The sequence below is a fragment of the Glaciihabitans sp. GrIS 2.15 genome, from assembly GCF_035984695.1.
In the GTDB taxonomy this organism is placed as follows: Bacteria; Actinomycetota; Actinomycetes; order Actinomycetales; family Microbacteriaceae; genus Lacisediminihabitans.
The window spans coordinates 414,269-428,997 of the sequence record NZ_JAXCHU010000001.1; the positions used below are offsets into that span (position 1 = coordinate 414,269).

General features: G+C 64.3%; 13 protein-coding genes. All 13 read left to right on the plus strand.

Going from position 1 to position 14,729, the window contains the following annotated elements; all coding sequences use genetic code 11:
- The first annotated feature begins 15 nt into the window (after positions 1-15).
- Positions 16-1,122 (plus strand): molecular chaperone DnaJ, encoded by a 1,107-nt coding sequence (dnaJ, locus tag RCH11_RS02000; protein ID WP_327055307.1) that lies wholly within the window; start codon positions 16-18, stop codon positions 1,120-1,122.
- A gap of 4 nt (positions 1,123-1,126) precedes the next feature.
- The gene (locus RCH11_RS02005; RefSeq protein WP_327055308.1) at positions 1,127-1,855 is read left to right on the plus strand and encodes a 16S rRNA (uracil(1498)-N(3))-methyltransferase; all 729 of its coding nucleotides are present in this window, start codon (positions 1,127-1,129) and stop codon (positions 1,853-1,855) included.
- A 508-nt stretch (positions 1,856-2,363) separates the two neighbouring features.
- Entirely contained in the window at positions 2,364-2,720 is a 357-nt protein-coding gene (locus tag RCH11_RS02010) for an HIT domain-containing protein (RefSeq protein WP_327055309.1), read from the plus strand.
- Positions 2,710-3,792 carry a PhoH family protein gene (locus RCH11_RS02015; RefSeq protein WP_442788984.1) on the plus strand — a complete coding sequence of 361 codons (1,083 nt, stop codon included), beginning with the start codon at positions 2,710-2,712 and terminating at the stop codon, positions 3,790-3,792. The genes RCH11_RS02010 and RCH11_RS02015 overlap by 11 nt, the downstream gene beginning before the upstream one ends.
- Positions 3,789-4,253: an rRNA maturation RNase YbeY gene (gene ybeY / locus RCH11_RS02020; protein WP_327055310.1), complete on the plus strand. Its 465-nt coding sequence runs from the start codon at positions 3,789-3,791 to the stop codon at positions 4,251-4,253. Before RCH11_RS02015 ends, ybeY begins: the two co-directional genes overlap by 4 nt.
- Positions 4,254-4,260: 7 nt before the next feature.
- The gene (locus tag RCH11_RS02025; RefSeq protein ID WP_327055311.1) at positions 4,261-5,637 is read left to right on the plus strand and encodes a hemolysin family protein; all 1,377 of its coding nucleotides are present in this window, start codon (positions 4,261-4,263) and stop codon (positions 5,635-5,637) included.
- Positions 5,634-6,551: a GTPase Era gene (era, locus tag RCH11_RS02030; RefSeq protein WP_327055312.1), complete on the plus strand. Its 918-nt coding sequence runs from the start codon at positions 5,634-5,636 to the stop codon at positions 6,549-6,551. The genes RCH11_RS02025 and era overlap by 4 nt, the downstream gene beginning before the upstream one ends.
- Before the next feature lie 94 nt (positions 6,552-6,645).
- Positions 6,646-7,821, plus strand: coding sequence for a sensor histidine kinase (locus tag RCH11_RS02035; RefSeq protein ID WP_327055313.1), 1,176 nt, complete (start codon positions 6,646-6,648; stop codon positions 7,819-7,821).
- Complete coding sequence (locus tag RCH11_RS02040; protein WP_327055314.1) at positions 7,821-8,486, plus strand: response regulator transcription factor; 666 nt, start codon at positions 7,821-7,823, stop codon at positions 8,484-8,486. Before RCH11_RS02035 ends, RCH11_RS02040 begins: the two co-directional genes overlap by 1 nt.
- A gap of 89 nt (positions 8,487-8,575) precedes the next feature.
- Complete coding sequence (locus RCH11_RS02045) at positions 8,576-9,337, plus strand: ABC transporter ATP-binding protein (RefSeq protein WP_327055315.1); 762 nt, start codon at positions 8,576-8,578, stop codon at positions 9,335-9,337.
- Positions 9,334-10,731, plus strand: a complete 1,398-nt coding sequence (locus RCH11_RS02050; protein ID WP_327055316.1) for an ABC transporter permease — start codon at positions 9,334-9,336, stop codon at positions 10,729-10,731. The genes RCH11_RS02045 and RCH11_RS02050 overlap by 4 nt, the downstream gene beginning before the upstream one ends.
- A 154-nt stretch (positions 10,732-10,885) precedes the next feature.
- A complete protein-coding gene (locus RCH11_RS02055) occupies positions 10,886-12,184 on the plus strand; it encodes an alpha/beta hydrolase (protein WP_327055317.1) in 1,299 nt (432 codons plus the stop codon).
- A gap of 68 nt (positions 12,185-12,252) precedes the next feature.
- Complete coding sequence (locus RCH11_RS02060) at positions 12,253-14,643, plus strand: bifunctional lysylphosphatidylglycerol flippase/synthetase MprF (RefSeq protein WP_327055318.1); 2,391 nt, start codon at positions 12,253-12,255, stop codon at positions 14,641-14,643.
- Positions 14,644-14,729 lie beyond the last annotated feature (86 nt).

A 14,729-nucleotide genomic window follows, 5' to 3' on the forward strand; every position in this document is an offset into this window, starting at 1 on the left:
CTAGAAGGAAATTGAGTGGCTGACCACTACGAAGTACTCGGTGTCGATCGCAGTGCGACGACCGATGAGATCAAGAAGGCGTACCGTCGCCTTGCCCGGGAGCTGCATCCCGACGTAAACCCGGGAGCGGATGCCTCAGAGCAGTTCAAGCTCGTGACGCATGCCTACGACGTACTCTCCGATGCGCAGCAACGGCAGCAGTACGACCTCGGCCCGCAGACCGGCTTCGGCGGCCAGGGCGGAGCGGGCTTCGGTGGCTTCGGTGATATTTTCGAGTCCTTCTTTGGGGGAGGCCAGACCCGCGGACCGCGTTCGCGTCGCGAACGCGGCCAGGACGCGCTGGTGCGCGTAGAGGTCGACCTCGACGAGATCATCTTCGGCACGACGAGGGACATTGAGGTGGACACCGCCGTGCTGTGCGAGACCTGCGACGGTTCGTGCTGTGCGCCGGGAACGACTCCGGTCACGTGTGATATCTGCCACGGCAGCGGCCAGATCCAGCGCACCGTTCGCAGCCTCCTTGGCAATGTCATGACATCGAGTCCCTGCGGCACCTGCCGCGGCTACGGCACCGTCATCCCGAACCCTTGCCCCACCTGCCAGGGCCAGGGCCGCGTGCGTGCGCGCCGCAGCATCCCGGTCGATATCCCGGCCGGAGTCGACACGGGACTTCGCCTGCAGATGCCGAACCAGGGAGAGGTCGGCCCGGCGGGAGGCACCGCCGGTGACCTGTACCTCGAGATCAAGGTACGTCACCACGACGTTTTCAGCCGCAACGGCGACGACATCCTCGCCACCCTCGAAGTGCAGATGACGGATGCCATCCTTGGTACCAGGACGACGCTCAAGACCCTCGATGGCGACGTTTCGGTGGAGATCCGGCCGGGCACGCAAAGTGCAGAGGTCATCACGATCAAGGATCGCGGAGTCACTCATCTTCGCGGCAGCGGTCGCGGAGACCTCAAGATTGGCGTGCAGGTGACGACCCCGGTGAAGCTCAACCACAAGGAGCAGGATCTCATCAAGCAGTTCGCGACCACCCGTAAGGGCGCGGCTCCCACTCTCACGCACTTCCAGCAGGGGCTGTTCCAGAAGCTGCGTGACCGCTTCCTCAACATCTGATCGCATGGCGCATTTCTACCTGAGCGAAGGGTTGGTTTCGGCGGTGGTCGGCGAGCGATTGACCGTCGGCGGGGCCGAAGCCCGGCACGCGGTGACCGTCAGCCGGATCGCCGCAGGGGAGCCGATTTCGATCGGTAACGGCGCGGGACTGATGGTCTCGGGCACGGTGGTCTCGGCCGAGCACACCGAGTTCGTCGTGGCGGTCGAGACCGTCGTCGAGACTCCGCCGGCCTCGCCGGCCATGTGGCTCGTGCAGGCTCTCGCCAAGGGCGACCGCGACGAGCAGGCGGTACAGCAGGCCACGGAGCTCGGTATCGACGGCGTTATCCCCTGGTCTGCCCAGCGCTCGATCGTCAAGTGGGAGGGCGCGAAGGTGCGCAAGGGGCACGATCGCTGGAGCGCAATCGTGCGCGAGGCCAGCAAGCAGTCGGTGCGGTCGTGGGTTCCAGAGGTCGGCGATCTCGCATCCCTCTCCGTGCTCGTCGCCCTGGCGAAGGTGACACGGATGCTCCTTCTCGAGCCGACGGCAGAACTCACGCTGAGTGCGCTCGAGCCCGATCATCGTGATGTGGTGATCGTCGTTGGACCGGAGGGCGGTATCGCGCCGTCGGAGCTCAGCCGACTCGAGACTGCCGGCGCCACGGCGGTACGGCTTGGGGACACGATTCTTCGCACCTCGACTGCCGGGCCTGCAGCGGTCGCAGTACTGAGCGCCCGACTCGGGCGCTGGTAGCGTCCTTACGCTCTGCGGTCCTGCGGTCCTGCGGTCCTGCGGTCCTGCGGTCCTGCGGTCTTGCGGTCTTGCGGTCTTGCGGTCTTGCGGTCTTGCGGTCTTGCGGTCTTGCGGTCTTGCGGTCCTGCGGTCCTGCGGTCCTGCGCGTTCGCCGTCCTATGCGCCTGCGTGTTCACGTGACCCCCGCGGGAGGGGAAAATAGTTAATCCGCTCAAAACTCCCTCCTTTCCACGTCGATTGTTGAAAAGTCCCTCCCGCGCGCGCGGGCTAAGAAGGGTTTCTCGCCGTTGGGAGCCGGCTTGTGGATCTCGCCCAGAACTCGAGATGCGCAGCGTGCGACGGCAGATGCGCAGCACTACTGCGGAGCCCAGACGCGCGGAACCCAGAAGCGCGGAACCCAGAAGCGCAGGACCCAGAAGCGCAGAACGAGCAGCTCACCACACGGCGCTGTCGCAGTGTTCCCAGCTAATTCCGGTCGCGGGTCGGCGGCGTCCCGTACCCTTGAGGCATGGCGATAACAGTGGAGCCCTCCCTTTTCACGCGCATAATCGCGCGCGAGATACCGGCGGATATCGTTTTCGAAAACGAGCGCATCATCGCGTTTCGGGACATCGCACCGAAGGCTCCCGTGCATCTGCTCGTGGTGCCGAAGACTGCGGAATTCGCCAACGTGACGGAGCTGGCAGCTGCAGCCCCGGCGCTGCTCGCCGAGCTCGTAGCGATCGTGCAACAGCTCGCCGACGATCACTGCGGCGGGCAGTACCGCCTCGTTTTCAATACCGGCCCGCTCGCCGGGCAGACCGTCTTCCACGTTCATGCCCACCTGCTCGGTGGGCCTCTTCCCGAAGGAACCCTTGGCCAATAGCGATTCCACCTCTGCCCGATCTCCCGAGGCTAACTCCGCGCAACACGCCGTCATTCGTGTTGACGGAGTTGCGATGGTACGACTGCTCGGTCCGCAGGATCGGCTTTTGAAGGCGATTGAAAACCAGTATCCGCAAGTCTCCGTGCTCGTGCGCGGCAACGAAATCACCCTGGACGGCGACGCTCGTCAACTGTCCGCCGCCGTGCGGCTTATCGAGGAGTTGGTCATGATGGTGCGCAGCGACCATGAACACGGCGAGAACGTGCTGGACGAGCGCAGTGTCACGGAGTCTGCAAAGATTCTCGCCACCGACCATCGAGTGAGCCCAGCGGAGTTGCTCAGCCAGGCCATCCTCACCAGCCGCGGCAAGAGCATCCGGCCGAAAACCCTCGGCCAAAAGGAATACGTCGACGCGATCGACGAAAACACGATCGTGTTCGGCATCGGACCAGCAGGCACCGGTAAGACCTATCTCGCCATGGCGAAGGCCGTGCAGGCGCTGCAGCGCAAAGAAGTCGAGCGGATCATCCTCACTCGCCCTGCGGTTGAAGCTGGCGAACGCCTCGGCTACCTCCCCGGCTCGCTCACCGACAAGATCGACCCGTACTTGCGTCCCCTTTACGACGCTCTCAACGAGATGATGGATCCGGAGGTCGTACCCAAGCTGCTCGCCGCCGGCACGATCGAGGTCGCTCCGCTGGCGTACATGCGTGGCCGCACGCTGAACAACGCCTATATCGTGCTCGACGAGGCCCAGAACACGACGCCCGAACAGATGAAGATGTTTCTCACCCGGCTCGGTCACGGCTCGAAAATGGTGATCACGGGCGACATTACCCAGATCGACCTACCCGCCGGGTCCAGCGGCCTGCAACTCGTCACACGCGTGCTCGACGGGATCGACGAGATCCATTTCGCCCGGCTGACCAGCGAGGATGTGGTACGCCACAACCTCGTCGGGCGCATCGTCGACGCGTACACCAAGTACGATGCAGAGCGGCAGGCCGCGCGTTTCGACACGTTGAGCACCCGCGAGGCCGCCCAGAATTCCGACAACAGGGGTCGTCAGTGAGCATCGAGATCAACAACGAGTCCGTTATTCCGGTGGATGAGGTCGCCCTGCAGCGACTCTCCACCTACGCCCTGGACTTCCTGCACGTGCACCCGGACGCCGAACTCGCGATCGTCCTCGTGGACGAGGGCGCTATGGAGCAGCTGCACCTCCAGTGGATGGACGAGCCGGGGCCCACCGACGTGCTCAGCTTCCCCATGGACGAATTGCGCCCGGGTACCGAGGAGTCGATGACGCCGGCGGGACTGCTCGGTGACATCGTGCTCTGCCCGCAGGTCGCTGTATCGCAGGCGGAAGCCGCCGGCCACAGCCCGCTTGACGAGATGCTGTTGCTGACGACCCACGGCATCCTTCACCTGCTGGGGTTCGACCATGCCGAACCGGATGAGGAGAAAGAAATGTTCGGCATCCAGCGTGAGATCCTCACCGGCTTCACCCTCGCCGAACGTCGATCGAAATAGTCTCCCGATGATTGCGCTCTTCGTCGGCGTGGCTGTTCTTCTGGTTGTCTTCGCCGGGTATCTCGCCGCAGCCGATGCCGCCCTCGGTGTGCTGTCGCGCGCGGACCTTCTCGAAATCGCGTCGACATCCCGTGCTCGCAAATCTCTCACGGCGATTGCGGCGGATGTCGGCGCTCATGTGAACGCCGTCAATTTCATGCGCGTGGTTGCCGAGACCACCGCCGCGGTGCTTGTGACCCTCGCGTTCGCTTACCTGTTCTCCCAGTGGTGGTTGGCACTGCTCGCGTCCGCCTTCATCATGACCCTGGCCTCCTTCGTGCTCGTGGGGTCAAGCCCGCGAAGTGTCGGACGGGTACACGCCCGGGCCGTGGTGCGAGCGAGCGCGTGGAGTGTGCACGGCATCCGGGTGCTCCTCGGTCCGATTGCCGCGGCTCTCGTGGCTATCGGAAACCGGGTCACCCCGGGGCGCACCGCGACTTTTTCCTCTGAGGAGCAACTGCTGAGCATGGTGGACGAGGCCACCGAACTCGAGGTGCTCGAAGAAGACGATCGCGCGCTCATCCACTCCATCTTCGAATTCAGCGATACGGTCGTGCGCGAGGTGATGATACCGCGCACCGACATGGTGACAATCGATAGTGACGAGTCCATCGGCGCCGCGATGGGGCTCTTCCTCAGTCGTGGTGTCTCCCGCGTGCCGGTGATCGGCGTCGACGTCGACGAGGTGAGAGGCGTGCTCTACCTGCGCGATGTCGCACGCCTTACCTACGAGCGACCCCGGGGTCTCGACTCAGTGACTCTCGAATCCCTGGTGCGCCCGGCCCAGTTCATCCCCGAGTCTAAAAAGGCCGATGACACGTTGCGCCAGATGCAGCTGGAGTCCAACCATCTCGCGATGGTCGTCGACGAGTACGGCGGAATCGCCGGGCTCGTGACACTCGAAGACCTGATCGAAGAGCTGGTCGGGGACATCTCGGATGAGTACGACCAGGAGGTCATCGAATACGAGGATCTCGGAGATGGTCGCTACCGGGTGAGCGCGCGCCTACCGGTCGACGAACTCGGCGAGCTATTCGAGATCGACCTCGATGATGATGATGTCGATTCCGTCGGTGGACTCATCACCAAGGCCCTCGGCCGACTCCCGCTGCCCGGATCGGTCGCAACCCACTCTGGACTCATCCTCACTGCCGAACGCACGGAAGGTCGACGCAAGCGCCTGAGCACAGTGTTGGTTGAGCGCGACCAGGCTCTCAGCGATGCGCAGGCTGCCTTCAGGCTGCCCACCTTCAAGGAAGCCAAGTCCAAAGAAGCCAAGGCCAAAGAAGCCAGGTCACGGGAAACCAAATCCAGAGAAGCCAAGAGCAGAGAAGATGGTGATTGAGCGTGTCGCTGACCAATGACAGTGCTTCGGAGTTTCGAGCGGGTTTTGTGTCTTTCGTCGGGCGGCCCAACGTGGGCAAGTCCACGCTCACGAACGCGCTGGTCGGTGAGAAAGTGGCGATCATCTCCTCAAAGCCGCAGACCACTCGTCGCGCCATCCGGGGCATCGCTCACTTCCCGAACGGGCAGCTGATCCTCGTGGACACTCCCGGGATGCACCGCCCGCGCACCCTGCTCGGGGAGCGCCTGAACAGTATCGTGCAGACCACCCTTGGCGATGTGGATGTCGTGGCCTTCTGCATGCCAGCCGACGAGAAGATCGGACCGGGGGATCGCTACATCAACGAACAGCTCGATTCCTTTCCCCGCGCAAAAAAGGTGGCCATCGTCACGAAGATCGACGCCACCTCGCGGCCCCAGGTAGCGGCGCAGCTACTCGCGGTGTCGGAACTGCGCGAGTGGGAGGCAATCATTCCGGTCTCGGCAACCAGCCGCATCCAGCTCGACACACTGGCCGCCGAACTGATCAAGCTGCTTCCCGTCTCCGCGGCTCTGTATCCGGCCGATACGGTAACCGAGGAAGGCCTCGAATCGCGGATCAGCGAGCTGGTGCGCGAGGCTGTGCTCGAAGGCGTCGAAGACGAGCTTCCTCACTCGATTGCGGTCACTATCGACGACATCATCGAGCGGGACGACAAGGATCTGCTGGAAATCTATGCCAACCTCTTCGTGGAGCGCGACAGCCAGAAGGGCATCATCATCGGACACCAGGGTTCGAGGCTCGCGGATGTCGGCGCTCGCGCCCGAGCCGAGATCGAGCCGCTCGTGGGGAAACAGGTCTTCCTGTCGATCCGGGTGAAGGTGGCCAAGGACTGGCAGCGCGACCCGAAACAGCTCGGGCGACTCGGATTCTGAGCGCTCGGCCGTCGAGGCCGAGGCAGGCTACACCTCGAGGATGATTTCCCGCCGGAGCGCCTCGGAGGTCGCACGATCCGCCTACGGTTGAGGGATGTTTCGCACGCTCCGCCGCTACCAGGTCGCCACCGACCTGTCGATTGCTGCCGTATTCCTCCTCGTGCAGTTCGCGAGTCAATTCACGACCAGGACCGGCTACGTCTCCGCGCTTCTTCTCCTCATCTTCTCAACAGCTTTGGCTCTTCGGCGGCTGAGTCCGGGTCTCGCGCTCGGTGGAGCCTGGCTAGGCGCCATCCTGCAAATAGCCTCCGCGCTCGAAGCGCCGCAGCCATTCGACCTGGCTGTGCTGGCGATCCTCTTCGCCACCGCCTCCTATGGAGGTCCTGTCCTGCGCTGGGTGGGACTCGCGTCCGCGATCCTCGGCTCGTTTATCGCAACGTTCTACCTGGTGTTCTTCAACGCGGGACGCAATCCTCTCGGTGTCAACCTGTCCAGCCTGCCGTCGATGCTGTCGAGCGGGGTGCTTCTTCTCTTCGGCTGCCTCGCCACCCTCGGGCTGTCGTGGACCCTTGGTCTCCTTGCCCGGGCGGTGCGCCGATCCCGGCAGAGTCGCGAGGCCCAGGTAGTCGCCGAACGGGATGTCATCGTCGAGCAGGAGCGCAACCGTATCGCCCGGGACATGCACGATGTTGTCGCGCATTCGCTCGCGGTGGTGATCGCGCAGGCGGATGGGGCGCGATACGCCCGGCAATCCGATCCGGACACGGTGGATGTGGCGCTGACGACCATCTCGACGACCGCACGGGAAGCGCTCGGCGACGTGCGCATCCTTCTGGGGCAGCTGCGGCACACCCAGGGTGAGACTCCGCAGCCCATGCTCGCCGATCTCGACGCTTTGGTCGATCAGCTGCGCAGCTCGGGTCTCTCAGTGAGCCGGGAGACCGTCGGCGAGGATCGACCGCTTGGCACCGCTCAGCAGCTCGCGGTCTACCGGATCACCCAGGAGGCTCTCACGAATGCCCTGCGTCATGGCGATACCGAGCAGGAGGTGCGGCTTATCTTTTCGTGGAATATCGACACCCTCCGCCTCGTCATTTCGAGTGCGATCAGCGTTTCGCTGGGCGCGGAAGATGCCAACCCTGGCGGCCACGGTCTCGCGGGAATGCGTGAGCGGACGGTACTGGTCGGCGGCACTTTCTCCGCGGGGGTCGACGACGGGCGGTGGATCGTCACCGCAATGATTCCCCTGAGCCTCGAGGAGGTCGCGTGATGAGCGCCATCCGCGTCGGGCTCGTCGATGACCAGTCCCTCTTTCGCGCCGGCGTGCGCATGCTTGTCAATTCTCAGGCCGATCTCGAGGTCGTGGGAGAGGCCGGCAACGGCATCGAGGCCGTGGCGATGGCCGCCGAAGCTCGCCCCGATGTGATCCTGATGGACATCCGGATGCCGGTGATGGATGGCATCGCCGCCACCATTGAGGTGCTCAAGCGAGCAGATGCCTTCGGCGACAGTCCTCCCCGCATCATCGTGCTCACCACCTTCGATCTCGATGAAGCGGCGACCCGCGCGATCCGAGGGGGAGCGAGCGGATTCGTGCTGAAGGACGCCGACCCCGAGTTTCTGCTCGCGGCGATCCGAACGGTGCACGCGGGGAATGCCGTGATCGCGGCATCCGCTACCCGGGAGCTGTTCGAGCACTTCGCACCCGCAGGTGCTCGCCCGGTGGCCCCGGCGGTCTTCCACCAGCTGACCGCGCGGGAACGGGACATCTTCCAACTCGCCGCACGGGGACTCAGCAATGCCGAAATCGCGTCGGGGGAGTACCTGAGTGAGGCGACCGTGAAGACGCACATCAGCCGCATCCTTGGCAAACTCAGTCTGCGCGACCGGGTTCAGCTCGTGGTCTTCGCCTTCGAGAACGGGTTGAACACCTGACTGCGCAGTGGCGAGATCATCCGCTCGATGTACAGCGGTCGAGACCTGCGCCCGATGCTCTCACCGGGCAGCGAAACTAGCGTCGAAGTATGTCATTCCCCCATTCCGAAGCAGGGCTCGTAGCCCGGGTCTCCCACCTCACCAAGTCCTACGGATCGGCCTCCAACACGGTCACCGCGCTCGACGATGTCTCCATCGGTATCCGCTCTGGCGAATTCACCGCCATCATGGGTCCGAGTGGATCGGGTAAATCCACGCTGATGCACATCATGGCCGGACTCGACACGGCCACGTCAGGCACGGCGTGGCTCGGCGATACCGAGATCACCGGACTGGCTGATTCCGATCTCACCATCCTGAGACGACGGCGGGTCGGCTTCGTGTTCCAGTCGTTCAACCCCGTTCCGACGCTCGACGTGAGAGGCAACATCCTGCTGCCCTTCGAACTCGACGGACGGCGCCCCACTCGCGACGAGTGGGCCTGGATCGGCAGGTTGATCGACTCGCTCGGTCTCGGCGACCGCCTGAAACACCGCCCCCATGAGCTCTCGGGCGGGCAGCAGCAGCGTGTCGCCATCGCCCGGGCGCTCGGCACCCGGCCCGATCTGGTCTTCGCCGACGAGCCGACCGGCAACCTCGACTCCCGCACCGGACGCGAGGTGCTCGCCCTGCTCGGGGCGGCGAGTGTCGAATACGGCCAGAGCATCGCGATGGTCACCCATGACCCGATCGCCGCGAGCTACGCCGATCGCATTCTCTTCCTCGCCGACGGACGTGTCGTCGACGATCGCGCGCGCTCCACTGCCGACGAGATCTCCCGTTTTATGCTTTCGATGGAGACGGCCGCATGAGCCGCCCACTCTCCGAACACATCCCGAGTATTCTCGTCGTCACCCTCAGCGCGGCGTTCGGGGTCTGCCTACTCGAGACTACGGGCGTCCTCGCCGAGCTGATCTCGGCTGACAGCGTCACCGGATCGAGCGACACCGTCGCGGTGATGCTTCAGATCGTCGCTTCGGTGTTCATCGCGATCGCGGTGTACGTCGGTGCGATCGTGACCGCCAATACCTTCGCGACGATCATCGCCGGTCGCACCCGAACGATCGCGCTCTACCGCCTGATCGGCTCGAGTGCGGCGGCCCAGCGGCGGGCGGTCGCTCGGGAGGGCCTGGCCGTTGGAGCGGTCGGATCCCTGCTCGGCGCTCTCATCGGCACCGGCACCACTGTCGCGCTCATCAGCGTGTCCGTCGCGACCGGGCTCATGCCGACGGCGAACTACCGCTTCATCGAGCCGGTGATCGCACTGCCGATCGTCGCGGTGATGCTGACGACCTGGCTCGCGTCGTGGATCGGCTCACGGCGCGTGCTGCACGTCTCTCCGATACAGGCGACGGGAGGAGCGGTAGAAAAGTCACTCGATGAGGCGGCCGGCAATCGTGGTCGCAACGTCGTCGCCGTCGTGTTCTTCGCGTTCGGCGGCGCTCTACTCGTGCTCGGCATGATCATCGGCATGGTGAACCCCGTCGGAGTGCTCGTCGGCGTGGTCGGCGGACTGTTCTCTTTCACCGGGGTCGTGCTCGGGTCGCAACTGGTGATGCCGGTTGCGCTGAGACTCACCGGGCGGATGTTCGGACGCAGCGCCCCGGCACGGCTCGCCGCGGAGAACGCGGTGCGCTATCCCGAGCGCAGTTCACGCACCACGATCGGACTGGTCATCGGCATCACTCTTGTCACGATGTTTGCGGTCTGTGTCGAGACCTACCAGGTGATCATCCGGGAAGCCCAGAAGACCAACCCCGAGGTGTACCAGGGGGTTGACCAGATGCTGGGGGTCACCGTGGTCGTGTTCTCAGTGCTCATGGGGTTCAGCGCGCTCATCGCCGCCGTCGGCATGGTGAATAACATCTCACTGAGCGTCTTGCAACGCACGCGGGAACTCGGCTTTCTCCGGGCGCTCGGCTTCACCGCTCGGCAGGTGCGGGAGATGATCCTCGCCGAGAGCGCCCAATTAACGATCGCGGCCACGCTCGTCGGGCTCGTACTCGGCACTTTCTACGGGTGGGCCGGTGCCCAGTCACTGCTCGGATCGATCACCGGGTCACCCGGCCTCGTGCTCCCTTCGGTCCCGGTGGGACTCCTCGCGATCCTGGCGGGGGCGGCCGCGGTGCTCACGCTCGTGGCATCCGTCGCACCGTCGCGCCGGGCCACCCGCGTCGTGCCGGTCGCGGCCCTCGCGGTGCAATAGCATGACATCGTCGGCAGCGGTCACAGCAGTCGACCAGCTAACCGCAGGACTTCCCTGAAGGGTCTCACAGTTAGGCCGTCAGGCCCGTTTCCGCGCCCGGTCACGTGCTCATAATGAGTGTGCGCAATTGTTGCGTCTGTGTAAGGGGAACCCGATGTCGCATCAACTGTTCGACCTTCGTCTTGAGACAGGGCCATTCCCGATCATCGTGTACGCACTTGCCGCCGTCATCCTGGTGGTGCTTGCGACCCGTCGTCCCGTGCGTCGCTGGCTGCCCATCCAGTTGCTCGGTGCACTCGCTGGCGCGGGCGTCGGCCTCATTCTTGCGTGGCTGGTGAGTGATGTCTGGAACAGCTTCGGGGTGGCGCTTACCCTGATCACCCGGATGTGGTTCGCTCTCGGAGTCGGCGGCATCGGCTTCGCCATCGCCGGCCTCTGGCGGGCCCGCGCCTGGCGAGTGGTCGTCGGCAGCGCGTCCGTCATAATCTTCGCCTTCGCGGGGGCGATCGGGGTGAATGTGGATGTCGCGGAGTTCCCGACACTCGGCTCGGCTCTTGGGGTTAATGCCATTGGCAAGCTCGCCCTACCCGCGGCTCAGTCGACACCCACGAGTACGATTCCCGAGTCCCTTGCACAGAGCTGGCACGCTCCGGCTGACCTGCCCAAAGTGGGAACGGTCGGCTACGTCACCATCCCCGGGACGGTGTCCCACTTCGCCGCCCGCAGCGCCGTGGTCTATCTGCCGCCCGCGGCTCTCGTGGCAGGCGCCCCGCGCCTCCCCATGCTCGAGTTACTTTCGGGTCAGCCCGGGGGGCCGTCAAATCTCATCACCTCTGGTGCTATGGCGTCGATTCTCGATCGGTTTGCAGCGGCACATCGCGGGTTAGCCCCGATCGTGGTGGTCCCCGATCAACTCGGATCTCCCCAGCTCAATCCGATGTGCGTTGATTCGGTTCTCGGTAATTCCGCGACGTACCTCACTGTGGATGTCACTAACTGGATCACTCACCACCTGCACGTACTACCGAGCGGAGCCAACTGGGCCATCGGCGGCTTCTCGCAGGGTGGTACGTGCTCGATCCAGCTCGGCACGAAGTATCGCGGGCTTTTTGGCAGCATCCTGGACATCGCAGGCGAGCTCGCACCGCACCACGGCTCGATTCCGGCCACGATTGCCAGTGCGTTCGGCGGATCGGCTGCGCAGTACCACGCCGCCACGCCGCTGTCTTTACTTGCCTCGGGCGCGCCGTGGACGGACACCCTGGGGATTTTCGTGATCGGTCAAAATGATGCTCGGTTCGGCGTGGCATCCTCCGCTGTCTCAAAAGCCGCAGAGGCTGCCGGGATGACGATGCATCATTTGGTCTCGCCGGGCACCGCGCATGATTGGAAGACGGTGCAGTTTGGGATCCGGACAGCGATGCCTCTGCTGGGCGATCGCTGGGGACTGTAGTGGCGCGATGGATCGCCAAGCGGCGAGCCAGCCTTTCGCTCGCGGCTCTCATGTTGACGCTTGCGTTCGTGACAGGATCACTGCTGCATGGGCCGCGATTGACGCTGAGGCCGAAGTTGGGGACGGGGCTTGACGCCTTCCTCGATACTCATAACTTTCTTTCTCCGATAACTTCCGTGTTTTTTGCCTCGGGGCTCCTCGAACTGCTCCTCTCAGTGGCGGCACTCGTCGTGCTCGTCGGAGCGGCCGAGAGGCTGATGGGCTGGTGGCGCACGCTGCTGGCGTTTGTCGTCACCGCCTATGTGGGTGCGGGGGTCGGCATGCTGCTCCAGGCTGCGGGGCTGCTCGCTCGCGAGATCTGGGCGGTGCGGATCCAAGAGGTAGTGATCTTCGACCCGTTCACCGCGATCTCGGGAACGCTCCTCACGGCAAGCGCCTTCGCCGGGCCACTGTGGCGTCGCCGCGTTCGCCTGCTGGGGTTCGCCGCGCTCAGCATCGTATTCCTGTATTCCGGGCAGCCCTCCGACCTGTTCCGGATCATCGCCGCCGTTGCGGGACTCCTGCTCGGCATGCTGCTTGCGCACACTCGGCCCTCTGCCCGGTGGGCGAGGAGCTCACACTACGAGGCACGAAGCCTCACCGCCGTGTTGCTCATGATCACCGCGGCCGGCCCATTCGTCAGCATCTTCACTCCGGCGAGCTACGGTCCGCTTCATCCGCTCGGCATGCTGTTTCGCGACCAGTTGCCCCGCATGCAAACGGTCATGCATCACTGCCTCGGACACGTCACGTCACCCGGATGCCGCCTCCAGCTCGATCTCGCGAGCATCAACGGCCCCGGCACGGTGTTGCTCGCGCCGCTGCCGCTCGTGGTGCTGATCGTTGCGGCACTCGGCATGCTGCGAGGGCGTCGGAGCGCCGCTCTGATTGCCATTGCGGTCAACCTGTTCCTCGCCCTCGTCGCGGCGTTCTACTACGGATTCCTCCCGGCATTGGGCAGCACAGAGGTGATCTCCGACTACGCCTCTGGCGTCGAGCCGGTGGCGCGCATTGCGGTGTCAGTGCTTGTGCCACTCGCGGTCGCGGTGCTCATCGCAGCCAATCTCCGGCACTTCACGGTGCGTATCCCTCGTGCCGCCATGGTGCGGTTTATTTTCACCGTCGTTGGCACCTTCGTGGCCCTGTGTGTGCTCTACCTCGGGATCGGATGGCTCGACCGTCTGCAGTTCCGCCCCGCACCCGACATGGTGCAACTGCTGTTCGACCTGCCGGACCGCTTCGTGCCGGTGGGCTTCCTGCGTCTTGAGACGGTGACCTTCATCCCGGTCGCACCGCTTACTCGCGTGCTCTACCAGGGTATCGGACCGACATTTTGGTTGGTGCTCATCGCGGCGACCGTTCCGCTGTTCTTCTCCGAACGCATCCGTTACAGCTATGCGGAGCGGGATCGGGCTCGCATTCTGTTGCTCGAGGGTGGTGGGTCCATCGGGCACATGGCGCTGTGGGACGGCAACGATTATTGGTTTAGCGCTGACGGTCAGTCGGCGCTGGCGTACCGGGTGGTCTCCGGTGTGGCACTCACCATCGGCGGACCGCTCGGCCGACCCGAATTCGCAGCCGAAGCGGTGCGGCAGTTCTCGGTTTTTTGTGATGACAACGGCTGGACCCCGGTTTTCTACAGCGTCGACAATGTCTTTCATGCGCAATTCCAGTCGATGGGCTGGTCAACAATGGTGGTCGCAGAAGAGACCATCGTGCATCCGGCTACCTTCTCGACCCAGGGTAAAAGCTGGCAGGATGTGCGCTCATCGATCAACCGGGCCGAGCGACTGGGGGTTCACGCCGTCTGGGGCACCTGGGGCAAGCTCTCCATTGCCCATAGTGCGCAGATCGAGGCGATCTCCGAATCCTGGGTGGCCGATAAGAAGTTGCCAGAGCTCGGGTTCACCCTCGGAGGTATGGACGAACTGCGCGATCCGGATGTCGCGGTACTTCTTGCCATCGGCGAAGACGACGTCGTCGAAGCCGTCACGAGTTGGATGCCCAGCTACCGGGACGGGGAGATCGTGGGCTGGACCCTGGATTTCATGCGGCGCCGTCCCGGCAGCATGAACGGGGTGATGGAGTTCCTCATCGCCTCTGCGGCGCTGATCATGCAACAGCGCGGAATCGAGTTCATGAGCCTCTCGGCCGCTCCGCTCGCACGCCGAGAGTCGACCTCCGAGGAATCCGGCGGCACGGATCGTCTCCTGAACTTCCTCGCGCGCAGCCTCGAGCCGGTCTACGGATTCCAGTCGCTCTTCAACTTCAAGCAGAAATTCAAGCCGGAACTGAAGCCGATGCTCATGGCCTACCCCGATCCGCTTCGCCTTCCGGCCATCGGCGCCGCGCTCGGCCGGGCCTACCTTCCGTCGCTGAGCGTGCCTCAGACGGTGCGGTTCCTGCGGGGTCGGGGATAGCTGATTGCCGGTGCGGGCGGTGCTATCCTCGAGATGTGCTGTTCGGTCTGCTCCTTCTTAGCTGCCGCGACGAGTCCTAACCCAGG

Excerpts from the sequence above, each read along its gene's own strand:
- RCH11_RS02005 (WP_327055308.1), top strand. The coding sequence starts at position 1,127 with ATGGCGCATTTCTACCTGAGCGAAGGGTTGGTTTCGGCGGTGGTCGGC.
- RCH11_RS02045 (WP_327055315.1), top strand. The coding sequence starts at position 8,576 with ATGTCATTCCCCCATTCCGAAGCAGGGCTCGTAGCCCGGGTCTCCCAC.
- RCH11_RS02035 (WP_327055313.1), top strand. The coding sequence starts at position 6,646 with ATGTTTCGCACGCTCCGCCGCTACCAGGTCGCCACCGACCTGTCGATT.
- RCH11_RS02025 (WP_327055311.1), top strand. The coding sequence starts at position 4,261 with ATGATTGCGCTCTTCGTCGGCGTGGCTGTTCTTCTGGTTGTCTTCGCC.
- RCH11_RS02055 (WP_327055317.1), top strand. The coding sequence starts at position 10,886 with ATGTCGCATCAACTGTTCGACCTTCGTCTTGAGACAGGGCCATTCCCG.
- RCH11_RS02050 (WP_327055316.1), top strand. The coding sequence starts at position 9,334 with ATGAGCCGCCCACTCTCCGAACACATCCCGAGTATTCTCGTCGTCACC.
- RCH11_RS02040 (WP_327055314.1), top strand. The coding sequence starts at position 7,821 with ATGAGCGCCATCCGCGTCGGGCTCGTCGATGACCAGTCCCTCTTTCGC.
- RCH11_RS02010 (WP_327055309.1), top strand. The coding sequence starts at position 2,364 with ATGGCGATAACAGTGGAGCCCTCCCTTTTCACGCGCATAATCGCGCGC.